Source organism: Variovorax rhizosphaerae (assembly GCF_037889975.1).
Classification (GTDB): Bacteria; Pseudomonadota; Gammaproteobacteria; order Burkholderiales; family Burkholderiaceae_C; genus Variovorax; species Variovorax rhizosphaerae.
Window position 1 is genome coordinate 241,432 of sequence record NZ_JBBKZT010000009.1, and the last position, 19,886, is coordinate 261,317.

24 protein-coding genes are annotated in these 19,886 nt (G+C 65.8%); 13 read left to right on the forward strand and 11 right to left on the reverse strand.

Going from position 1 to position 19,886, the window contains the following annotated elements:
• Window positions 1-11: 11 nt before the first annotated feature.
• The 6 genes from WKW82_RS20650 to purM form a co-directional block, all read right to left on the reverse strand.
• Window positions 12-1,013, reverse strand: coding sequence for a GlxA family transcriptional regulator (locus WKW82_RS20650; protein ID WP_340344209.1), 1,002 nt, complete (start codon window positions 1,011-1,013; stop codon window positions 12-14).
• Entirely contained in the window at window positions 980-1,609 is a 630-nt protein-coding gene (locus WKW82_RS20655) for a DJ-1/PfpI family protein (RefSeq protein WP_340344210.1), read from the reverse strand. Before WKW82_RS20655 ends, WKW82_RS20650 begins: the two co-directional genes overlap by 34 nt.
• Window positions 1,602-2,237: a glutathione S-transferase family protein gene (locus tag WKW82_RS20660; protein WP_340344211.1), complete on the reverse strand. Its 636-nt coding sequence runs from the start codon at window positions 2,235-2,237 to the stop codon at window positions 1,602-1,604. Before WKW82_RS20660 ends, WKW82_RS20655 begins: the two co-directional genes overlap by 8 nt.
• A gap of 39 nt (window positions 2,238-2,276) precedes the next feature.
• A complete protein-coding gene (locus WKW82_RS20665; RefSeq protein ID WP_340344212.1) occupies window positions 2,277-2,834 on the reverse strand; it encodes a cysteine hydrolase family protein in 558 nt (185 codons plus the stop codon).
• A gap of 248 nt (window positions 2,835-3,082) precedes the next feature.
• Entirely contained in the window at window positions 3,083-4,138 is a 1,056-nt protein-coding gene (locus WKW82_RS20670; RefSeq protein ID WP_340344342.1) for an AI-2E family transporter, read from the reverse strand.
• Between the two features lie 70 nt (window positions 4,139-4,208).
• Window positions 4,209-5,249 carry a phosphoribosylformylglycinamidine cyclo-ligase gene (gene purM, locus WKW82_RS20675; protein ID WP_340344213.1) on the reverse strand — a complete coding sequence of 347 codons (1,041 nt, stop codon included), beginning with the start codon at window positions 5,247-5,249 and terminating at the stop codon, window positions 4,209-4,211.
• A gap of 188 nt (window positions 5,250-5,437) precedes the next feature.
• Here purM and hda point away from each other — a divergent pair, with 188 nt between their 5' ends.
• From hda to WKW82_RS20700, 5 genes are all read left to right on the forward strand, one after another.
• Window positions 5,438-6,121, forward strand: a complete 684-nt coding sequence (gene hda / locus WKW82_RS20680) for a DnaA regulatory inactivator Hda (protein WP_340344214.1) — start codon at window positions 5,438-5,440, stop codon at window positions 6,119-6,121.
• Between the two features lie 25 nt (window positions 6,122-6,146).
• On the forward strand, window positions 6,147-7,739 hold the full coding sequence (gene pcnB / locus WKW82_RS20685; RefSeq protein ID WP_340344215.1) for a polynucleotide adenylyltransferase PcnB: 1,593 nt from the start codon (window positions 6,147-6,149) through the stop codon (window positions 7,737-7,739).
• 2 nt (window positions 7,740-7,741) lie between these two features.
• The gene (gene folK / locus WKW82_RS20690) at window positions 7,742-8,200 is read left to right on the forward strand and encodes a 2-amino-4-hydroxy-6-hydroxymethyldihydropteridine diphosphokinase (RefSeq protein WP_340344216.1); all 459 of its coding nucleotides are present in this window, start codon (window positions 7,742-7,744) and stop codon (window positions 8,198-8,200) included.
• 153 nt (window positions 8,201-8,353) lie between these two features.
• Complete coding sequence (locus tag WKW82_RS20695; RefSeq protein ID WP_340344217.1) at window positions 8,354-8,998, forward strand: DUF47 domain-containing protein; 645 nt, start codon at window positions 8,354-8,356, stop codon at window positions 8,996-8,998.
• Window positions 8,998-10,008 carry an inorganic phosphate transporter gene (locus WKW82_RS20700; protein ID WP_340344218.1) on the forward strand — a complete coding sequence of 337 codons (1,011 nt, stop codon included), beginning with the start codon at window positions 8,998-9,000 and terminating at the stop codon, window positions 10,006-10,008. The genes WKW82_RS20695 and WKW82_RS20700 overlap by 1 nt, the downstream gene beginning before the upstream one ends.
• Before the next feature lie 151 nt (window positions 10,009-10,159).
• Here the strand turns inward: WKW82_RS20700 and WKW82_RS20705 are convergent, their stop codons facing one another.
• Together WKW82_RS20705 and WKW82_RS20710 are read right to left on the reverse strand one after the other, a co-directional pair.
• Window positions 10,160-10,606 (reverse strand): TM2 domain-containing protein, encoded by a 447-nt coding sequence (locus WKW82_RS20705; RefSeq protein ID WP_340344219.1) that lies wholly within the window; start codon window positions 10,604-10,606, stop codon window positions 10,160-10,162.
• Window positions 10,603-11,124, reverse strand: coding sequence for a GNAT family N-acetyltransferase (locus tag WKW82_RS20710; RefSeq protein ID WP_340344220.1), 522 nt, complete (start codon window positions 11,122-11,124; stop codon window positions 10,603-10,605). Before WKW82_RS20710 ends, WKW82_RS20705 begins: the two co-directional genes overlap by 4 nt.
• 149 nt (window positions 11,125-11,273) lie before the next feature.
• Here WKW82_RS20710 and rpsP point away from each other — a divergent pair, with 149 nt between their 5' ends.
• From rpsP to hisC, 7 genes are all read left to right on the forward strand, one after another.
• A complete protein-coding gene (rpsP, locus tag WKW82_RS20715; RefSeq protein WP_340344221.1) occupies window positions 11,274-11,537 on the forward strand; it encodes a 30S ribosomal protein S16 in 264 nt (87 codons plus the stop codon).
• Window positions 11,538-11,549: 12 nt separating this feature from the next.
• On the forward strand, window positions 11,550-12,101 hold the full coding sequence (gene rimM / locus WKW82_RS20720; RefSeq protein WP_340344222.1) for a ribosome maturation factor RimM: 552 nt from the start codon (window positions 11,550-11,552) through the stop codon (window positions 12,099-12,101).
• Between the two features lie 13 nt (window positions 12,102-12,114).
• On the forward strand, window positions 12,115-12,870 hold the full coding sequence (gene trmD / locus WKW82_RS20725; RefSeq protein ID WP_340344223.1) for a tRNA (guanosine(37)-N1)-methyltransferase TrmD: 756 nt from the start codon (window positions 12,115-12,117) through the stop codon (window positions 12,868-12,870).
• A gap of 111 nt (window positions 12,871-12,981) precedes the next feature.
• On the forward strand, window positions 12,982-13,365 hold the full coding sequence (gene rplS, locus WKW82_RS20730) for a 50S ribosomal protein L19 (RefSeq protein WP_340334208.1): 384 nt from the start codon (window positions 12,982-12,984) through the stop codon (window positions 13,363-13,365).
• Window positions 13,366-13,534: 169 nt separating this feature from the next.
• Window positions 13,535-14,206, forward strand: a complete 672-nt coding sequence (locus WKW82_RS20735; protein WP_340344224.1) for a CoA pyrophosphatase — start codon at window positions 13,535-13,537, stop codon at window positions 14,204-14,206.
• A gap of 185 nt (window positions 14,207-14,391) precedes the next feature.
• Window positions 14,392-15,393: a CobD/CbiB family protein gene (locus tag WKW82_RS20740; protein ID WP_340344225.1), complete on the forward strand. Its 1,002-nt coding sequence runs from the start codon at window positions 14,392-14,394 to the stop codon at window positions 15,391-15,393.
• A gap of 3 nt (window positions 15,394-15,396) precedes the next feature.
• The gene (hisC, locus tag WKW82_RS20745; RefSeq protein WP_340344226.1) at window positions 15,397-16,482 is read left to right on the forward strand and encodes a histidinol-phosphate transaminase; all 1,086 of its coding nucleotides are present in this window, start codon (window positions 15,397-15,399) and stop codon (window positions 16,480-16,482) included.
• 56 nt (window positions 16,483-16,538) lie between these two features.
• Here hisC and rsgA read toward each other — a convergent pair whose 3' ends face one another.
• Genes rsgA through WKW82_RS20760 form a run of 3 tightly spaced genes read right to left on the reverse strand, consistent with a single transcriptional unit; the run spans window position 16,539 to window position 19,131 of the window.
• The gene (gene rsgA, locus WKW82_RS20750; protein WP_340344343.1) at window positions 16,539-17,453 is read right to left on the reverse strand and encodes a ribosome small subunit-dependent GTPase A; all 915 of its coding nucleotides are present in this window, start codon (window positions 17,451-17,453) and stop codon (window positions 16,539-16,541) included.
• A gap of 54 nt (window positions 17,454-17,507) precedes the next feature.
• Window positions 17,508-17,849, reverse strand: a complete 342-nt coding sequence (locus tag WKW82_RS20755; RefSeq protein WP_340344227.1) for a 4a-hydroxytetrahydrobiopterin dehydratase — start codon at window positions 17,847-17,849, stop codon at window positions 17,508-17,510.
• 19 nt (window positions 17,850-17,868) lie between these two features.
• Window positions 17,869-19,131: a M48 family metallopeptidase gene (locus WKW82_RS20760; RefSeq protein WP_340344228.1), complete on the reverse strand. Its 1,263-nt coding sequence runs from the start codon at window positions 19,129-19,131 to the stop codon at window positions 17,869-17,871.
• A gap of 59 nt (window positions 19,132-19,190) precedes the next feature.
• Between WKW82_RS20760 and orn the strand changes: the two genes are divergently transcribed.
• Entirely contained in the window at window positions 19,191-19,772 is a 582-nt protein-coding gene (orn, locus tag WKW82_RS20765) for an oligoribonuclease (RefSeq protein ID WP_340344229.1), read from the forward strand.
• Window positions 19,773-19,886 lie beyond the last annotated feature (114 nt).

A 19,886-nucleotide genomic window follows, 5' to 3' on the forward strand; every position in this document is an offset into this window, starting at 1 on the left:
CGCTGGGTCGGTCAGCGCCGCACAGACGCGGGCTGGCTCGAAGGCGATCCCGGCAGCCCGAACTGCCGCCAGGCGCGGCGCAATTGCGTATCGGAACTGAATCCCGCCCGCTCCGCTGCGCGCGTGACCGTGGCGCCGGAGCCCAGCGCGAGCTGCGCGCTGGCCAGGCGGATGCGGCGCAGGTACTCCAGCGGCGGCACGCCCGCATGCTCGACGAACAGGCGCGTCAGGTGCCGTGGCGAAGTCAAGGCGACACCGGCCATGCGCGGAACGTCCCAGTCGTTGCGGGGTTGCTCGCTCACTGCGTCCTGCACACGGTGCAACGCGGCATGCATGTGGTTGCGGTAGGCGAGGAAGGGCGACAGCTCCGGGTCGTGCGGGCCGCGCCGCAACGCCACCACCATCGTCTGCGCGACGTGGGCCGCCAGTGCTTCACCACAGTTCTCCCCGATGAGATGCAGCACCAGGTCGATGCCGGTCGTCACGCCGGCGCTGCTGTAGATCGGTGGGTCCAGCGCGAACACGCGGTTGGCGACCACGTCGCAGCGCGGCTCGATGCGTTGCAGCTCGTCGAGGTGATGGTGGTGCGTGGTGGCGCGCCGGCCGGCCAGATGACCCGCGTGCGCCGCAAGCACGGCGCCAGCGCAGATCGTGACCAGTTCGAGCCGTCCGGCCTCCAGTCGCAGGCCGCGCAGCCAGTGCAGCAGCGCGCGGGCTTCGTCGTTCTCGATGTCGATGGTGTTGCCGGGCAGCCCGACCAGCACCACCCAGGTGGCGCGGTCGTCCCATTGCGTCGGCAGCGGCGCCAGGCCTTGCAAGGCAACGCCGACCGACGTCACCGATGCCGGCTGCGTGCTGACGAATTCCATCGCGAACCGTGCCGGCTTGCCGCTCGTCAACAACTGCTGGTTGGCGATGCGCAAGGCCTCGGCCGGGCCGGCCCAGTCGAGCACCAGGCTGCGCGCCTGCAGCACGAAGACTACGCGGATGCTTCGGTCTCGTTCTGCGTCCATTCGAAGTCCATTTGTAGCGCCGTGCGCTCGGCCAGCGCGCGGCCTGCCAACCGCTCGACCAGGTGCAGGCTCATGTCGATCCCAGCGCTGATGCCGGCCGACGTGACGACACGGCCGTTGTCGATCCAGCGCGGGCCTTGCTGCACGCGCAGCGCCGGAAACTGTCGACGCAGATCAGCCACGTCTTCCCAATGCGTCGTGACCGTATCGCCATCGCCGACCACACCGGCCGCAGCCAACAGGAATGCGCCGGTGCAGACGGAGGCCGTGATGCGCGCCGCGCCGGCCTGCCGCGCGATCCACGCCAGCGTCGCGTCGCTCGCAATTGGCGCGTCGACGACACCGCCGGGCACGATCAATACATCGGCCTGCGGGCTGCGGGCCAGCGTGTGGTCCGGCAACAAGCGCAGGCCGGCGCGCGCTGCCACGTCCTGCCCTGCATGCGCCACGTCGGCCACCGAAGCCACCCACAACAAGGGCCGCGCGTCAGGATGCAGCCGCTGGTGCATGCGGGTCGCCGTCGTGAACACCTCGAACGGCCCTGCGAAGTCCAACGCCTCGACGCCGTCGAAGGCCAGGATCAGCACCTTAAACATGGGCGACTGCCTCCCTGTCGGCGAGCAAGGTGTCCGGTGGGCCCCAGCCCGGCAACTGGCTGATCCGCTCGAGCCACGCAGCCACGCCCGGCGGCACCTCGACCTGCGCCTGGTCGGCCCAGTACAGGTAGCCGCAGAGGCTGAAGTCGGCGATGCTCGGCGCGTCATCCAGGATGAATCGGCGGCCGTCGCTGAACTCCTGCTCCAGTCGACGGATGTCGTGTTCGTAGCGTCGCTCGAACCACACCAGCGAGCCTTCCGGATAGCTCAGCGCATCGAAGCGCCGCGCGAAACGCAGGTGGGCCAGGCTCAGGCCCAGCCGGTTCGCCTCCCAGAAAAGCCACTCCTGCGCACGCGCCAAGCGGACGGTGTCCTCGCCGCCGAAGCGGTGCGTCTGCGCGGCCAGGAGCAGCAGGATCGCGTTGGATTGCACGTAGGCCTGCTGCCGGTAGACCAGCACAGGGACCTCGCCGTACCGCGCCAGACTGCGAAAAGGCTCGGGGCGCTCGAGATGCGGTCCGGAAATGTCGACCACCTCGTAGTCATGCGGAATGCCCGCCACTTCGAGCGCGAGCTTGACCTTGTAGGAGTGACCGGATTCGGGATGCCCGTACAGCGCGTAGTCCATGGGCGTCCTGCCTTTCATCGCCGTCTTTCATCACGGCCATCAGCCCAGCCGGCCCAGCGCTTCCGGCACCGTGCAGACATGGGCGAAGCGGCCTTCCAGCACGGTCGCGGTGCGTGCCTTGATGTCGGCGGCCAGCAGGGGCCGGCCGTCCGGCTGCACCATGTCGTAGGTGAGTGTGGCGTCGAGCACGTAGTCGACTTCCCAGCCGCTGTCCCAGGCATGGCGCGTGGTCGTCTCGCAGCATTGCTCAGTGCGGATGCCGCTCACGATGATCTTGCCGATGCCGTTCTGCGTGAGCCACACATCCAGCCCGGTGCCGACGAGCGCGCTGTGGCGGTGCTTGGTGAAGGTGGCGGCGGGCGGGAATTCGGCCAGGCCTTCCAGCGGTCGCACATGGCCCGAGGCCAGCGCGAAGGGGTTGCCGGCGACTTCCGGCCCGTCCGAATGCAGCACGCGCACGACCGGCACATCGGCCGCGACGCAGCCCTCGATCAATACGTTCTGCGCCGCCAGGTACGGCGCCATGTCGCGCTCCGTGGAATAGGGGCGATGGCGGAACGACTCCTGGACGTCGATCACTATGAGACAGCTTTTCATGGGCGCGCCTTGCTTGGCAAAGTGGATGGTGCGCCTGATCTTCCTTCGAGACAACCCCGGCGTCCCAGCCAGAAAGGACACGAACCGATCAATAACGGACGTCAAGCGTCCGCCGCGCCCTTGGAAGGTGTGAAGATCTCGTAGCGAGGGCGCCAGCCGGGAGGCCGGTTCGCGCAGCGGAACCGTACTCCAGTACGTGAACAGCACAGACCCGAGATCGGTGGCCGCAGTAGAAAGATTCACATCTTCTAGACCAGCTTCGCCGCCTGCAGCTCTTTCTTGAGATACGCGTAGAACAGCGGCGCCGCCACCAGCCCCGCCGGGCCGAACACCGCCTCGGCCACGAACATCACCGCCAGCAGTTCCCACACCGCCATGTGCGTGCGGCTGCCCACCACCTTGGCATTGATCACGTATTCGGCCTTGTGGATCAGGATCAGGAAGGCCAGGCACGCGGCCGCCGCGATCGGCGAAACCGACAGCCCCACCAGCGTGAGCACCACATTGCAAAGCAGGTTGCCCACGATCGGCACCAGGCCCGCCACGAAGGTCAGCGTGATGAGCGCCGGCACGTAGGGAAGTTCCAGGTCCCAGAGCGGGAGGATCAGCAGCAGGAACAGCGCCGTCAGCATCGTGTTGAAGGCGGCGATCCAGAACTGCGCCGCGACGATCTGGCGGAATGCCTCGCCGAACAAGCGGATGCGCCGGCGCAGCTCGTTGGCCAACGGGCCCTGAGGCTTGGTGTCGCGCGCCAACCCCGCCAGCGACCCGACGATCAGGCCCACATAAGCGAAGAGCAGTCCGCCCAGCCAGGCCCTTCCGGTGTTGGCCAGCGCGCCAGCTTGCGCACGCAGGTAGTTGGCCACCATGCGCTGCACCTCGCCCGAGCCTTCGGGCAGGTAGATCGCGACTTCGGCCGGGAGCTTGAGCCGCAATTCGAGGATGGTGCGTGCGATGTAGTCGAGCAGTTCCTGGTACTGCTCCGGCGCGTTGAGCACGAACTCGCGTGCCTCGGTGTAGCCCAGCGCCAACAGACCGATGGGCGCGAGCATCACCAGCGCGGCCGCGACACCACCTGCCCAGGAGCCCTGTCGCGTGGCGTCGCCGGAGGTCCAGCTGCGACGCAATGCACCGTGAAAGAGGCGCGACAGGCGCCGCGTGGCCAGGAAGCCGATGCAGACGAACAGCAAGCCCGGCAACAGGTTCTGCCACAGTACCAGCAGCAGGCCGCTTGCGATCAGCAGGTAGCTGGCGATCACGACGTTGCGTGAGGCCGGCGTTCCGCGGCCCGTCACTTCGCGCAATTCAGCGTTCGCCGAGGCGGCAGCGCGCTTCTCCTTGGCTGTGACGGGTTGCGGCCGGACTTCGCTCACGTCAGCGGACCACCACCGCCGCGCCTTCGCCGCGCTCGGCGATCACGCCAATCTCGTGGACCGATTCGCCAGCCGCGCGCAGCGTCGCGGCGCAGGCCGGCGCGTGTGCAGGGTCGATCACCACCACCATGCCGATGCCATTGTTGAAAGTACGGTTCATCTCGATGTCGTCGATGCCGGCCACCTTCTGCAGCCATGCGAAGAGCTCAGTTTGCGGCCAGCTGCCCTTTTGCAAGTGGGCGGCCGTGCCTTCCGGCAGCACGCGAGGGATGTTCTCCAGCAAACCACCTCCGGTGATGTGGGCCAGTGCCTTGATCGGATGCAGGCCGAGCGCTTCGAGTACCGGCTTCACATACAAGCGCGTCGGCGCCATCACTGCCTGCTTGAAAGGTTGGCCGTCCAGCGTGGCGGGCAGGTCGTTGCCCGCGCGCTCGATCACCTTGCGCACCAGGCTGAAGCCGTTCGAATGCACGCCGGCCGAGGCAAGCCCCAGCACCACGTCGCCCGGCTTCACGCCCTGGCCGGTGAGGATCTTCGACTTCTCGACCGCGCCGACCGCGAAGCCTGCCAGGTCGTATTCGCCGGCCGGGTACATGCCGGGCATCTCGGCCGTTTCGCCGCCGATCAAGGCGCAGCCGCTCAGTTCGCAACCGCGCGCAATGCCGCCGATGACCGCCGCGGCGGTGTCGACTTCCAGCTTGCCGCAAGCGAAATAGTCTAGGAAGAACAACGGTTCGGCGCCTTGCACCAGCACGTCGTTCACGCTCATCGCGACCAGGTCGATGCCGACCGTGTCGTGCATGTTCCATTCGAAGGCCAGCTTGAGCTTGGTGCCGACGCCGTCGGTGCCGCTCACCAGCACCGGCTCCTTGTAGCGCTTGGGCACTTCGAACAGCGCACCGAAGCCACCGATGCCGGCCAGCACGCCTTCGCGCATGGTCTTCTTCGCAAGCGGCTTGATGCGGTCGACCAGGGCATCGCCCGCGTCGATGTCGACTCCTGCATCCTTGTAGCTGAGAGGGGCGGGCGAGTTCGAGGTCATGGTGTGAGCGGGACAGCGGGAAGCCGAGGGAGTGGGAGGTGGCGCCGGTCGCGATGCCCGGGCCGATAGAATTCGACACGATTTTAAGGGCCGCCGGCCCGCGCCTCTTTCTCCTCCATGAACCTCAGTACAGCGCCCACGATTGAATTGGCCGGTCACGGCACGGTACAGCGTTGCCGCGTCGGGGCATGAAACAACTCGCGCTCGACATCGGCCTGGACACGGGTCCGACCCTGGCCGACTTCGTCGCCGGTCCAAACGAGGCTGCCGTGCGCCACCTGCAGGTGTGGGTCGGCGAGGGCGCACACGCCTTGCATTCGCCGGTGCCCACGTACCTGTGGGGCGAGGGCGGCTGCGGCAAGACGCACCTGCTGGAGGCCGTGTCCGCCGCGCTGCATGAGCAGGGCGGCACGGTGGGCTGGTTGCATGCGGGCCTCGCGGAGCCGCCCGATTTCGACGAACGCTGGGTCGCCGTGTTGATGGACGACGTGCACCTCTACTCGGCGGTGCAGCAGCACGCGGCTTTCAACTGGTTCGTCAACGCGCAGAGCCTGCAGCGCGGCGTGGTGGCTGCGGGTGGCTTGCCGCCGGCCGACCTGGCGTTGCGCGAAGACCTGCGCACGCGTCTCGCCTGGGGTCATGTGTTCCAGTTGCAACTATTGAGCGAGGCTGAGCGCCGCGCCGTGCTACGTCGGGCCGCCGACGCGCGCGGTGTCATCCTGTCCGACGAGGTGCTCGACTACATGCTGCATCGCTTCAGCCGTGACCTGGGCAGCCTGATGGAGTTGCTTGAGCTGCTCGACGGCTTCGCCTTGCGCACCCAGCGCGCCATCACGATCCCGCTGATCCGGGCGATGCTAGAGAACGAATGAGCGGCGCAAGCCGCGAACAGAACCCATGATCAAGAAATTCATCGACAAGCTCCTTGGCAAATCTTCCGGGGCCACGCGCTTCGGCAAACGCCAGGAAGTCCCGGCCAGCGTGCACGGCATCGACCCGGCGCTGGTCGACGAGCGCGCGAAGAACGTCGTCACCACCTTGCAGCAAGCGGGCTTTGAGGCTTATGTGGTCGGTGGCGCGGTGCGCGACCTGCTGCTGGGGCTGCGGCCGAAGGACTTCGACGTGGCCACCAATGCCACGCCGGAGCAGGTCAAGAACCTGTTCCGCCGCGCCTTCATCATCGGCCGGCGCTTTCGCATCGTGCACGTGGTGTACGGGCGCGGCCGCGAGCATGAGGTCATCGAAGTCTCGACCTTCCGCGCCTACATGGACAACGCCGCGGCCGAGCAGGTCAAGGGCAACGAGCGCACCAGCAAGGGCGAGCTGGCGAGCATGAAGCATGCGGTGGATTCGTCCGGCCGCGTGCTGCGCGACAACGTCTGGGGCCCGCAGGAGGAAGACGCCGCGCGCCGCGACTTCACCGTCAACGCCATGTACTACGACCCGGCGAACCAGGTCGTGGTCGACTATCACAACGGCATCAAGGACGCGAAGAAGCTCACCCTGCGCATGATCGGCGACCCGGCCACGCGCTACCGCGAAGACCCGGTGCGCATCATCCGCGCCATCCGGTTCTCGGCCAAGCTTGATGGGCTCGGCTTCACGCTCGAGCCCAAGACCAAGGCCCCGCTCGTCGATTCGAGCAAGCTGCTGTCCGACGTGCCGCAAAGCCGGTTGTTCGACGAGATGCTCAAGCTGTTGCAGACCGGTCACTCGATCGCGACCATCGCCCAGCTCAAGAAGCTGGGCCTGAGCACCGGCATCTATCCGTTGCTCGACGTCGTCGTCGAGCGTGCAGACCAACCGTTCGTCACCGCCGCCTTGCAGGACACCGACCGCCGCGTCGGCGAAGGCAAGCCGGTCGCGCCGAGCTTCCTGCTCGCCTGCGTGCTGTGGGCCGACGTGCGCGACGGCTGGGCCGCGCGCATTGCGGGCCAGCACGGCCAGCGCGGTCAGCCCTCGTACCCGGCGCTGCAGGACGCGATTGACGACGTGTTCAATTCCCGCATCGGCGATGTGTCGGGCCGCGGCAAGCTGGCCGCCGACATGCGCGAGATCTGGATGATGCAGCCGCGTTTCGACAAGCGCATCGGCGCCACGCCCTACAGCCTGGTCGAGCAGGCGCGCTTCCGTGCCGGCTTCGACTTCATGCGCCTGCGCGCCGACGTGGGCGAAGTGAGCGAGGAAATTGGCGAGTGGTGGCAGGAGTTCAGCACTGCCGATGACCTGCGGCGGCAGGACCTGATGGACCAGGTGCGCGACGAGCAGAAGAAGGGGCCGCGCGTGCGTGTGCGTTCGCCGCAGGCGCAGCAGCCGAAGCAGGGGCAGTCGCAGCCTCGCGCGGCCGCGCCAGCGTCCGCGTCCATGCCGGAGCCGGAAATGGCCGTGCCGCCTGACGGCGAGGCCGTCGCGCCGCGCAAGCGCAGGCGTCGCCGTAAACCGCGACCGGAGGGCGGTGGCGGAGACCAAGCCTCGTCACCAAGCGAGTGAGCGTGCGCGCCTACGTCGCCATCGGCGCCAACCTGGGCGACGCGAAGGCCACCGTGGAACAGGCCATGGTGGCGCTGGACGGCCTTGCGCAGACGCGCGTCGTGGCCCGTTCCTCGATGTACCGAAGCGCGCCGTTCGAGGCCACCGGTCCGGACTTCTTCAACGCCGTCACAGCCCTCGAAACGGGGCTGGACCCACTCGGCCTGCTGGCCGAATTGCAGCGGCTGGAATTGCAGGCCGGCCGCGAGCGCCCCTACCGCAATGCGCCGCGTACCCTCGATCTCGACCTGCTGTTGCACGGGGACGCTGTGCTCGACACGCCCTCGTTGACGCTGCCGCACCCGCGCATGGATCAGCGCGCCTTCGTCTTGCTGCCCCTTGCGGAGATCGCACCGGACCTGGTCACGCCGCAGCAGATTGCGGCAGTGGCGGGGCAACTCATCGAGCGGATTCCGGCATGAATTTGGGTTGGGTAACGACTGTTTTCATTTTGTTACACGCAAGCGGGGTCGTTGTCAACGTCCAGGGCTCCGGCCTAACCCTATTACACTTGCGCGGTTTTTCACAGCGGCGTCACTGACGTTTGGTAGCCGCCCCACCCCCAGGAGAGGCCAATGTTCGGCAAGCTGCTGCCCCGCGAGGGGAATTTTTTCGAGATGTTCAACCAGCATGCCGAGCGCATCGTGGAAGCGGCACGCGCTTTCGAGCAACTGGTTGCCAACTACAACGACGTGCACCTGCGTGAGCAGTACAACCGCGACGTTGACAATGCCGAGCGTGCCGCTGATCGCGTGACGCACGACGTCAACCGGATGTTGCACAAGACCTTCATCACGCCGATCGATCGCGAGCAGATCCACAAGCTCATCAACACGATGGACGACGTGGCCGACCTGATCCAGGACTCGGCCGAAACCATGGCGCTCTACGACGTGCGTCACATGACCGATGAGATCGTGCGCCTCACCGCGCTGAGCGTGAAATGCTGCGACAAGCTCAAGGACACCGTCAAGCACCTGGGCCGCATCGCAGAACCGGCCATTGCCGAGGCGGCGCTGAAGGGCTGCGAGGAAATCGATCGCATCGAATCCGACGCCGACCGCGTCATGCGCAGCGCCATGAGCAAGTTGTTCCGCGAAGAGCCTGACGTTCGCGAAGTGATCAAGCTCAAGGCAATCTACGAATTGCTCGAAACCATCACGGACAAGTGCGAGGACGTGGCCAACGTCATCGAAGGCATCATCCTCGAGAACTCCTGATGGAAGCGGTCCAGGTCAGTTTCTGGGTGGTCGCCCTGCTGGTCGCGCTCGCGATCGGCTTCGACTTCATGAATGGGTTCCACGACGCGGCCAATTCCATTGCCACCGTGGTGTCGACCGGCGTGCTCAAGCCGGGCCAGGCCGTGGTGTTCGCGGCCTTCTTCAACCTCATCGCGATCTTCATCTTTCACCTGAGCGTGGCCGCGACCGTGGGCAAGGGCATCGCGGACCCGGGTGTCATCGACGTGCACGTGGTGTTCGGGGCGCTGGTCGGGGCGATCAGCTGGAACCTCGTGACCTGGTACTACGGCATCCCCAGCAGTTCCTCGCATGCGCTGATCGGCGGCATCGTCGGCGCCGTGATCGCCAAGTCCGGCTCCAGTGGACTGGTCGCTGCGGGCATCTGGAAGACCGTGGCCTTCATCTTCGTTTCGCCGCTGCTGGGCTTCTTCCTCGGCTCGATGATGATGGTGGCGGTGGCCTGGATCTTCCGCAAGTCCACGCCGTCACGCGTGGACGGCTGGTTTCGCCGGCTGCAACTCGTTTCGGCGGGCGCCTACAGCCTGGGTCACGGCGGCAACGATGCGCAGAAGACCATCGGCATCATCTGGATGATGCTGATCGCCACCGGTTATGCGAACGCCTCGGATCCCAGCCCGCCGAACTGGACCATCATCAGTTGCTATGCGGCGATCGCGCTGGGAACCATGTTCGGTGGCTGGCGCATCGTGAAGACCATGGGCCAGAAGATCACCAAGCTCAAGCCGGTGGGTGGCTTCTGCGCCGAGACGGGCGGGGCGCTGACCTTGTTCCTGGCCACTGCGCTGGGCATCCCGGTGTCGACGACGCACACCATCACCGGCGCCATCGTCGGCGTGGGCTCGGCGCAGCGCGCCAGCGCCGTGCGCTGGGGCGTGGCGGGCACGATCGTGTGGGCATGGATCTTCACGATCCCGGCTTCGGCCTTCGTGGCGGCGGTTGCGTATTGGTTCAGCTTGAAGCTGTTCTGAAGAAGGAGTGAATCCTTTTATTGCGGCCACTGATCTCGGGCCTTTGGGGTTGGCTCCGGCATGACCACGCTGCGCGCAATGCCGCTCCGCGACCCGACCGCGGTGCCCTTGCTGCGAAATCTTCACGCATTCTCAAGGCGCCCAAAGGGCCCTACTGCGAAATCTTCCGGCCTTCCTCGACCTGGTATTCGAAATAGCGCTGGAAGCTGAACGCGATGCTGGCCATCAGGATGGTGCTGCCGAATAGCAGGGCCAACACCACCGCGCCGATCGTCAGCCACTGGGTGCGGCCCTGTGGCGCATCGAGCGGCGCGCCGGCGTTGTAGCGGGCATTCCATTTCTCCGGCGTCATCAGTCCGTAGACGATGGCCGTCAAGGCGCAGCCTGCGATGGTGAAGCCGAGCAGCGGCACCAGCACCCAGCTCCATGCGTCGTCCATGCCGTACATCCGGGCGCGCTCCAGGCCGTAGACGCCCAGCGCGGTCGGGATGGGCAGCAACCAACCGGGCAGGCTGGCGATGCCGCGCAGGTAGAAGCAGTGCAGGCCCAGCGGCCCGCCGAGAAAGGCGAGCCAGGCGGCCAGGGTCTTGTTTTTCATTCAGGGCTTGTCGTGCTGCCTTCGCCGATCACTTTTTCCATCAGTACGATGTCGCGCCATTGGCCGAACTTCCAGCCGCAATCCTTGAACACACCGACGTGGCTGAAGCCCTGTGCGCGATGCACGCCGACCGAGCCGAGATTGGCGGAATCGCCGATCACCGCCATCAACTTGCGCACGCCGACCGCTTCGGCCGCCTTCGACAATTCGGCGAGCAGTCTGGCGCCCAGACCCTGACCCCGTGCTGAGTCGGCCAGGTAGATCGAATCTTCTGCCGAGAAGCGGTACGCGGGACGCGGCTTGAACCAGTTGCAGTAGGCAAAGCCCAGCACTTCGCCGTCTTTCTCTGCGACCAGGTAAGGCAGGTTTTTCGCGAGCACATCGGCACGGCGGGCGGCCATGTCGGCCTCGGTCGGCGGCTCGGTTTCGAAGGTGCCGGTGCCGTGCAGGACGTGGTGGGCGTAGATGGCGGTGATGGCGGCGACGTCTTCGTCGCGGCTCGGGCGAATGGTAGGCATGGGGAAGCTGAAAACGGGAAAAAGGAGCCATTGCCGGAGCCGGCTATAATAGAAGGCTTTTCAGCGTGTCGCTGGCCGGGTGGTCATTGCGCGTGTCTCAACGCTGAAAGAACTCGCTGGAAGAAATTCCACCACCCCAAGGATAAAACATGGTCGTCATTCGACTCTCCCGCGGCGGCTCCAAAGGCCGTCCGTTCTTCAACATCGTCGTGTCGGACAAGCGCGTTCGCCGCGATGGCCGTTTCATCGAGCGCCTGGGTTTCTACAACCCGATCTCCAAGGAAAACGAAGAAAGCATCCGCATTGCGCAAGACCGCCTGACCTACTGGAAGAGCGTCGGCGCCCAGGCTTCGCCCACCGTGGCACGCCTGATCAAGCAAGCCGCCGCTGCGGCTCCCGCGGCAGCAGCCTAAGCTGTCCAGGCGATGTTGCCGACACTCGAAGCCGCCGAATTGCCGGCGGATGCGATCGAGGTGGGGCGCATCGCCGATGCCTGGGGCATCAAGGGCTGGTTCAAGGTCCTGCCCCACAGCGCCCAACCCGAGGCGCTTTTTTCTTCCAAACGCTGGTTCCTGCAAGCCCCCGGTGCAGCCGCCGGCGTTTTCCGCTTGCCCATCCGCGAAGCGAAAGATCATTCCGACTGCATCGTCGCCTGCTCCGAAGACGTGGTGGATCGCACCGCGGCCGAAGCGCTGCGCGGCGCGCGCGTGTTCGTGCCGCGTTCGAGCTTTCCGACGGCTGGCACCGACGAGTACTACTGGGTCGACCTGATCGGCCTGGAAGTCGTCAACCGCGAAGGCATCAAGCTGGGCACGGTGCGTGAACTGCTCGCCGCCGGTCCACAGACCACGCTGGTGCTGGCAGCGGAAGAGGGTGGCGTCGCGGTCGAGCGGCTGGTGCCCTTCGTCTCCGCATTCGTCGACGGCGTCGACCTGGCTGGCCGGACCATCACGGTCGACTGGCAGCCTGACTACTAGGCATCCGGCGCACATGCGCTTCGATGTCATCACGCTTTTTCCTGAACTGTTCGCGCCCTTCCTGGTGAGTGGCGTGACGCGGCGCGCCTACGAATCGAAGCAGGTCGAGGTCGTGCTGTGGAATCCGCGCGACTACGCCGCAGGCAACTACAAGCGCGTGGACGACCGGCCCTTTGGCGGTGGCCCGGGCATGGTGATGATGGCCGAGCCGCTGTCTGCCTGCCTGGACGCGGTGCTGGCCGCGCGTGGCGACGCGCCAGCGCCCGTGCCGGTCGTGCTGTTCTCTCCCATCGGCGCAAAGCTGGATCACGCGGCGGTCGAGCAATGGTCGGCCGCCGCAGGCGCGGTGCTCATCTGCGGCCGCTACGAGGGCATCGACCAGCGCTTCATCGACGCCCGCGTCACGCACCAGGTCAGCTTGGGCGACTTCGTCTTGTCGGGCGGCGAGATTCCCGCCATGGCCTTGCTCGATGCTGTCGCGCGCCTGCAGCCCGGCGTGCTCGGCGATGAAGCCAGCCACGTGCAGGACAGCTTCAATCCCGCGCTCGATGGCCTGCTTGACTGCCCGCACTACACCCGACCGGAGCAATGGCAGGGCCGGCCGGTGCCGGCACCGCTGGTGTCGGGGCATCATGCCCAGATCGAGCGCTGGCGGCGTGACCAAAGCCTGGGCCTCACCGCTGCGCGCCGGCCCGAACTGATCGAAGCGGCCCGCGCCGCCGGCCGCCTGAACAAGGCCGATGAGGCCCTTCTCAAAAAAAAGCTATAATCTTTGGCTCTCCGATCCTCTGGCCGGCCGCGTCCGCATCAAATCCACTTTGCTGGATTCGATCAGCGAACGCCTTTAGTGCAGCGCGGACAAGATCAAACACAGGAAATCATGAACCTCATCCAGACCCTCGAGCAGGAAGAAATCGCCCGGCTCAACAAGAAGATCCCCGATTTCATGCCCGGTGACACCGTCATCGTGAGCGTGAACGTCGTCGAAGGCTCGCGCAAGCGCGTCCAGGCCTATGAAGGCGTCGTCATTGCCAAGCGCAATCGCGGCCTCAACAGCGGCTTCACCGTGCGCAAGATCTCCAGCGGCGAAGGCGTGGAACGTACGTTCCAGACCTACAGCCCGTTGATCGCCGGCATCGAAGTCAAGCGTCGTGGCGATGTGCGCCGCGCCAAGCTGTACTACCTGCGCGAGCGCAGCGGCCGTTCGGCACGCATCAAGGAAAAGCTGCCGGGCAAGTCGAGCAACGCTGCTGCCGCCCAGTAATCTGCTGCTGCGCCGTGGTGCCAAGAAGCCGCCGACAAGGGCGGCTTTTTGCATTGGGCCCGGCCCATCACTTGCTTTCTGAAATTCCAAGGAGTCTCACCTGACCGACCGATCACCGACGGCGTCCGCTGCTGTTGTCGAACCCGCTACCACTGTTGCGCCTGCGTCGTTGCTTTCCTTCGACCCGCGCGCCGTGCCGGTGATTGCGGTCGACCGCGACCTGCCCGCGGTTGCGCGCGCCGAGCTGACGCCTGAGGCCTTGCGTGCACGCTTCGCCACGCCTCCCCACTGGGTGCCGGAACTGCGGCGTGAGCCGCGCCTGATGGATCGCGCGCCGGCCCAGGCCGCGGTGCTGGTGCCGATCGTGCTGCATGACGGCGAACCCACGGTGCTGCTCACCGAGCGCGCGTCGCGCATGACGACGCATTCGGGCCAGATCGCCTTTCCGGGGGGGCGGGTCGATCCGGAAGATGCCAACGTCGCGGCCGCTGCGTTGCGCGAGGCTTGGGAAGAGGTAGGGCTGTCGGCCGGGTACGTCGAGGTATTGGGCAGCCTGCCGACCTACACCACGGTGACCTCGTTCATCGTCACGCCGGTGGTCGCGCTGGTGCAACCGGGTTTTTCGTTGCTGCCCAATCCCGACGAAGTCGCCGATGCCTTCGAGGTGCCGCTCGCGTTCCTGATGGACCCCGCCAATCATCGTCGACATGCGATGCCAGACGCCGAGCGCAAGGCGCGAGAGTGGTATTCGATGCCCTACCAGGATGGTGCGAACGAACGATTCGTCTGGGGCGCCACGGCTGGGATGTTGCGCAACCTGTATCGCTTCCTCATCGCCTGATGCAATGGGCCCACCCCCGAATGCGCCTTCGGGGCTCAAGGGGGCGCACCCGGTGGCCCGGCAGAGCCGGTTCCACGTGTGCTCACGAGCAGGCTCCGCCTTCTGTTCGCCTGCCGTGAATGGCCGCAGCAGTTGCCGGATCCGTCCTCGATCCGAAAATTGACCGCGCTCGCTATCATCGAATCATGAGCTTCTTCGCCATCCTGTGCGCGTTACTGATCGAGCAGGTGCGGCCTCTTGCGTACCACAACCCTGTCTATGGCGGCGTGCTGGCCTGGACGCGTTGGGTCAGCCGCAACTTCGACGCTGGCAAGCCGCATCACGGCTGGATTGCCTGGGGGTTGGCGGTCGGCCTGCCGACGCTGCTTTCATTCGGCATCTACTGGTCGTTGGTGCTCACTCTGGGCCTGCCCTTTGCGGTGCTGTGGAGCATTGCGGTGGTCTACACGACTTTGGGATTCCGGCAGTTCAGCCATCACTTCACCGGCATTCGCGATGCGCTCGACAGTGGCGATGACCCGCTCGCGCGATCGCTGCTGGCGCAATGGCAACGTGTCGATGCCGCCAACCTGTCGCGCAGCGAAGTCATCCGGCGGGTCATCGAGCATTCGGTGATCGCAGCGCATCGGCATGTGTTCGGCGTGCTGGCCTGGTTCTCGATTCTTGCGGCCTTCGGCCTGGGGCCGGCCGGCGCAGTGTTCTACCGCATGAGCGAATTTGTGGCGCGCTACTGGGTTCACAAGGATGGCGCTTCGGTGCAGCCATCCAGCGTGTGGGTCCAGCGCTCGTCGGTGCGCGCGTGGCGTGCGATCGACTGGGTGCCGGCGCGCATCACGGCGCTGGGCTTCGCGGTGGTGGGCAGCTTCGAGGATGCGATCGACTGCTGGCGTAACGATGCCAGCCGCTTCCCGGACATCAACGACGGCGTGATCCTGGCTGCGACTTCGGGTGCGGTCAACGTTCGACTCGGCGGCGGCGGGTTGCGGCCCGCGCCGGTGACAGACCCGCTCTCGCGCGCCCAGGCCGGCGAGTCGGTCGCGAGCATCCATGGGGTGGACAGCGGCAGCACGCCCGGTCGCGAGCCGGAGCCGGGACACCTGCGCAGCGTGGTGGGGCTGGTCTGGCGCTCGGTCGTGATGTGGATGCTGCTGCTGGCGCTGCTGACCCTGGCCCGCCTGCTCGGCTGATCGATGGCCGCATCCTTGCCGAGCTTCTACAGCCCGCGCCTGGCTGCGCTCGAACCCTACGTTCCCGGCGAGCAACCGCGCATCGCCAACCTTGTCAAGCTGAACACCAACGAGAACCCGTACCCGCCGTCGCCCTTGGCGATCGACGCCGTCCAGCGGGCTGCGGCCGAGGGGCTGGAGCGCTATCCCGATCCGGAGTCGCTGGCCTTGCGCGAGGCAGTGGCCCGGCGGCACGGCCTCGCCGCCGACGAGGTGTTTGCCGGCAACGGGTCCGACGAAGTGTTGGCGCATGCCTTCTTCGCGTTCTTTCGCCAGAGCGAGCCGCTGCTGTTCCCGGACGTGACCTACAGCTTCTATCGCGTCTACACGCAGCGCTACGACATCGCGTGCGAGTTGATTCCGGTGGACGATGGCTTGCGCATTGATGTCGACGCACTGGTGGCCCGCGCCGCTCGCGGTTGTGGCGGCATCGTGCTGGCCAATCCGAACGCGCCGACCGGCATCGGCCTGCCGCTCGCCGAGATCGAACGCCTGCTGCAGGCTTGCCCGCATCGCGTGGTGCTGGTCGACGAGGCGTACGTCGATTTCGGCGGCGACAGCGCGCTGTCTCTGATTGCGAAATATCCGAACCTGCTGGTGGTGCAGACGCTGTCCAAGTCGCGTTCATTGGCGGGCTTGCGCGTCGGCTTCGCATGCGGCCAGGCGCACCTGATCGAGGCCATGACGCGCTGCAAGAACACCTTCAACTCGTATCCGCTGGGGCGTCCCGCGCTGGCAGGCGCCGTGGCCGCATTGGAGGATGAAGCCTGGTTCGACCAGACCCGCAAGGCGGTGATGGACACGCGCGAAGGGTTGAGCCTGCAGTTGGAGGACCTGGGCTTCGAGGTGCTGCCATCGCAGGCGAACTTCGTGTTCGCACGGCACCCGCAACGTGACGCTGGCGAGCTTGCCGCCGCGCTGCGGGAGCGGGCCGTGCTGGTGCGGCACTTTCGAGCGCCGCGGATCGCGCAGTACCTGCGAATCAGCATAGGGACGCGCGACCAGTGCGGCGCGCTTGTCGATGCGTTGAACGACATCCTCGCTGGCTGAACGCTTGGTCCGGGTCGTGACTGGACGGCCCCCTCGCAAGGGTTCAAGGCGCACGCTCAGGGAAATCGTCGCTGGCTCAGCTCGGCAAACAACTCGCCGTAGATCCGATAGCGCGTCGCGCTGATCGGCCCCGGACTGGCCGCCGTTTCCACCTGCGGGATCACGCCGCAGCCGGGCTCGTGCAAGTGCGTGCAGTTGTAGAACTTGCAGTTCGACGCATGCTCGGCAATGTCGGGCATCAGGCTGGCCAGCCGCATCGGCTCGATGTGGTTGAGCCCGAATTCCTGGAAGCCCGGCGAATCGATCAATGCCGTCTCGCCAGCCTTGTCGACCCAGTACCAGCTGGTGCTGGTGGTCGTGTGCTTGCCGGAGTTGAGCGCCCTGGAGATCTCGCCGGTCTGCGCGAGCGCGCCCGGCACCAGCAAGTTGATGAGGGTGCTCTTGCCCGCGCCCGACGGCCCGAGAACCAGGGTGGTCTTGCCGGCGAGAAGCTTGAGCAACGACGCGTGGTCCACCTCGCCCGAGGCCTTCAGCGACAGCGGCAGCACCCCGTGGTGCATGCGTCGGTACGGCGCCAACCGGGCCCAGGCGCGTTCGAAGGGCGCGACGAGGTCGCTCTTGTTGAGCGCGATGATCGGCGCGATGCGCTCGGCCTCGGCCGCGATCAGCGCACGGGCCAGTTGATGCTCGGAAAACTCCGGCTCGGCCGCGATCAGGATCAGCACATGGTCGAGGTTCGCGGCAAAGGACTTGGTGCGGATCTCGTCCTGGCGATAGAAGAGGTTGCGGCGCGTCTCGACGCGCTCGATCGTGCCTTCGTCCTCGCTCGCCTGCCAGCGCACGCGGTCGCCCACGACGGCCTGGCTCTTCTTGCCGCGCGGGTGGCAGATCACCTGCTCGCCATCGGGCGTCTCGACCACGCAGTGCCGGCCATGGCTGGCGATCACGATGCCGACGTCCAGCTCCGCCATCGCTGGCGCACTGTGCTGTTTAGCCACCGGCGTGTTCCATGGTCGCAGCGGTGGTCAAGGTGCGAGCAGCGCGTCGGCTTGCGTAGCGCAGTCGAAGTCGGTCGACGAGATGCCGCCCACATCGTGCGTGTTGAAGCGGACCACGCAGCGGTTGTAGTGCACGGAGAGATCGGGGTGATGATCCTCGCGGTGCGCAATCATCGCCAGCGCATTGACGAAGGCGATCGTCTCGAAGTAGTTGGCGAAGGTGTAGGTCTTCTCGATCGCCACGTTGGCGCCGTCGCCGGTGAGCCTCCAACCATCGAGACGCGCGAGGCTGGCGACGACTTCGGTGGCGCTCAGCGCCCGGCGCGGCTGGCCTTTCCATTCCTTGGCCTTGAACATGCTGGTGGACATTCGCGGGGTTCCGTTCGGATCAAGTGGGCGCGGCCATGCGCGCCAGGCGCTCGGAAGCGGGGGGGTGCGAGTAGTAGAACTTCACGAACACCGGGTCGGGTGTCAGCGTCGCCTTGTTGTCGTCATAGAGCTTGAGCAGGGCGGCGCGCAGGTCGTTGCCGTTGGTCTGGGCCACGGCATAGGCATCCGCCTCGAACTCGTTGCGCCGCGAGAACTGCGCGAACAGCGGCCCGATGAGGAAGGTGAACACCGGAATCGCCAGCATGAACAGCAGAAGCGCAAGGCCATTGTTGGGCGCGCTCATGTTCGGCTGGACGCCCAGTCCCGTGTAAAACCAGGACTGCGCGCAGAGCCACCCCAGCAGGGCGAATCCGATGAGACTCATCGTGAAGCTCAGCACGAGCGCCTTGATGATGTGGTGCCGCTTGTAGTGGCCGAGTTCATGGGCCAGCACTGCTTCCATTTCACCGGCGCTGAGTTGCCGCAGCAACGTGTCGTAGAACACGACGCGCTTGTTGGCGCCGAAGCCGGTGAAGTAGGCGTTGGAATGGGTGCTGCGTGTGCTGCCGTCCATCACGAACAGGCCCTTGGCTACGAAGCCGCAGCGCTTCAACAAGGCGGTGACGCGCGCCTTGATGGTCGGGTCGTCCAGCGGCTTGAACTTGTTGAACAGCGGCGCAATCAGGTTGGGATAAATCAGTTGCGCAAGCAGCATGAAGATGGCAACCGCGGCCCAGGCCCAGAACCACCACAAGGCGCCGGTCGCGCCCATGAGCCACAGGACCAGCGCGGTGATCGGCAGCCCGAACGCAATGAACAAACCGGTCTTGATCAGCAGGTCCAGCACCCAGCGCTTCAACGTCATCTTGTTGAAGCCGAAGCGCTCTTCCAGCACGAAGGTGTGCCACAGGGCAAACGGCAGTTCGAGCAGGCTGCCGATGAGCGTAAACGCGCCGAGCAGCGCCAGTTGCTGCAGCATGCCGCCGCCCAGCCAGGCGAGCAGCACCTTGTTGAGCAGGTCGACGCCGCCGAGCAGTGTCCATGCCAACAGCAGCGCAGCGCCCCAGGCCACTTCGATCAGGCCGAAGCGCGCCTTGGCGATGGTGTAGTCGGCCGCCTTTTGGTGCGACTCGAGCGAGATCGCCGAGGCATAGTCGGCAGGCACGACGTTTCGATGTTGCGCGACGTGGCGGATCTGCCGCGAAGCGAGCCAGAACTTCAGCAGCAGGTCGACCACCAGTGCGGCCGCGAAGGCGGAAGTGAAAACGAGGGAGGCATTCATGGGCCGCCGAGTTTAGTCGTCGCGACCGGCGTCGGCGAGCCTTCGACGACAATCCCACGATGCCCGAATCGACTGAACAGACTCCCCCGACCCTGAAGAAAAGCGACCAGAACCTCGTCTGGCTCGACTGCGAAATGAGCGGCCTCGACCCCGAGAAGGAACGCCTGCTGGAAATCGCCGTGGTCGTCACGGGCCCCGACCTCACGCCGCGCATCGAGGGCCCCGTGCTCGTCATCCGCCAGGCCGACGAGGTGCTCGACGCAATGGACGCCTGGAACAAGGGCACGCACGGTCGCAGCGGGCTGATCGACAAGGTCAAGGCATCCACGCTGGATGAGGCCACTGCCGAGGAACAGTTGTTGGAGTTCATCAAGGCCTACATCCCCAAGCAGGGCTCGCCCATGTGCGGCAACACCATCGGCCAGGACCGTCGCTTCCTGGTCAAGTTCATGCCAAGGCTGGAGGCCTACTTCCACTACCGCAATCTCGACGTCAGCACGCTCAAGGAAATCGCCAAGCGCTGGAAGCCGGCGGCCTACAACGGCTTCAAGAAACAGCAGGCTCACACGGCGCTGGCGGACGTTCATGAGTCGATCGATGAACTAGTTCACTATCGACAAACGTTACTGAAGCTTGATTGATTAGGTAAATACCCGGATTTGTGTCATAATCGAAGTCTTCGCTACACGTTGTAGCGACTTCTTGCATCTCCCCGTCTTGCACTAGCGCCCAAACGAATGGGCCCGGCCTTCGCG

Excerpts from the sequence above, each read along its gene's own strand:
- WKW82_RS20650 (WP_340344209.1), bottom strand. The coding sequence starts at position 1,013 with ATGGACGCAGAACGAGACCGAAGCATCCGCGTAGTCTTCGTGCTGCAG.
- WKW82_RS20655 (WP_340344210.1), bottom strand. The coding sequence starts at position 1,609 with ATGTTTAAGGTGCTGATCCTGGCCTTCGACGGCGTCGAGGCGTTGGAC.
- WKW82_RS20660 (WP_340344211.1), bottom strand. The coding sequence starts at position 2,237 with ATGGACTACGCGCTGTACGGGCATCCCGAATCCGGTCACTCCTACAAG.
- WKW82_RS20665 (WP_340344212.1), bottom strand. The coding sequence starts at position 2,834 with ATGAAAAGCTGTCTCATAGTGATCGACGTCCAGGAGTCGTTCCGCCAT.
- purM (WP_340344213.1), bottom strand. The coding sequence starts at position 5,249 with ATGACCTCGAACTCGCCCGCCCCTCTCAGCTACAAGGATGCAGGAGTC.
- hda (WP_340344214.1), top strand. The coding sequence starts at position 5,438 with ATGAAACAACTCGCGCTCGACATCGGCCTGGACACGGGTCCGACCCTG.
- pcnB (WP_340344215.1), top strand. The coding sequence starts at position 6,147 with ATGATCAAGAAATTCATCGACAAGCTCCTTGGCAAATCTTCCGGGGCC.
- WKW82_RS20695 (WP_340344217.1), top strand. The coding sequence starts at position 8,354 with ATGTTCGGCAAGCTGCTGCCCCGCGAGGGGAATTTTTTCGAGATGTTC.
- WKW82_RS20700 (WP_340344218.1), top strand. The coding sequence starts at position 8,998 with ATGGAAGCGGTCCAGGTCAGTTTCTGGGTGGTCGCCCTGCTGGTCGCG.
- WKW82_RS20705 (WP_340344219.1), bottom strand. The coding sequence starts at position 10,606 with ATGAAAAACAAGACCCTGGCCGCCTGGCTCGCCTTTCTCGGCGGGCCG.
- WKW82_RS20710 (WP_340344220.1), bottom strand. The coding sequence starts at position 11,124 with ATGCCTACCATTCGCCCGAGCCGCGACGAAGACGTCGCCGCCATCACC.
- rpsP (WP_340344221.1), top strand. The coding sequence starts at position 11,274 with ATGGTCGTCATTCGACTCTCCCGCGGCGGCTCCAAAGGCCGTCCGTTC.
- rimM (WP_340344222.1), top strand. The coding sequence starts at position 11,550 with ATGTTGCCGACACTCGAAGCCGCCGAATTGCCGGCGGATGCGATCGAG.
- trmD (WP_340344223.1), top strand. The coding sequence starts at position 12,115 with ATGCGCTTCGATGTCATCACGCTTTTTCCTGAACTGTTCGCGCCCTTC.
- rplS (WP_340334208.1), top strand. The coding sequence starts at position 12,982 with ATGAACCTCATCCAGACCCTCGAGCAGGAAGAAATCGCCCGGCTCAAC.
- WKW82_RS20740 (WP_340344225.1), top strand. The coding sequence starts at position 14,392 with ATGAGCTTCTTCGCCATCCTGTGCGCGTTACTGATCGAGCAGGTGCGG.
- hisC (WP_340344226.1), top strand. The coding sequence starts at position 15,397 with ATGGCCGCATCCTTGCCGAGCTTCTACAGCCCGCGCCTGGCTGCGCTC.
- rsgA (WP_340344343.1), bottom strand. The coding sequence starts at position 17,453 with ATGGCGGAGCTGGACGTCGGCATCGTGATCGCCAGCCATGGCCGGCAC.
- WKW82_RS20755 (WP_340344227.1), bottom strand. The coding sequence starts at position 17,849 with ATGTCCACCAGCATGTTCAAGGCCAAGGAATGGAAAGGCCAGCCGCGC.
- WKW82_RS20760 (WP_340344228.1), bottom strand. The coding sequence starts at position 19,131 with ATGAATGCCTCCCTCGTTTTCACTTCCGCCTTCGCGGCCGCACTGGTG.
- orn (WP_340344229.1), top strand. The coding sequence starts at position 19,191 with ATGCCCGAATCGACTGAACAGACTCCCCCGACCCTGAAGAAAAGCGAC.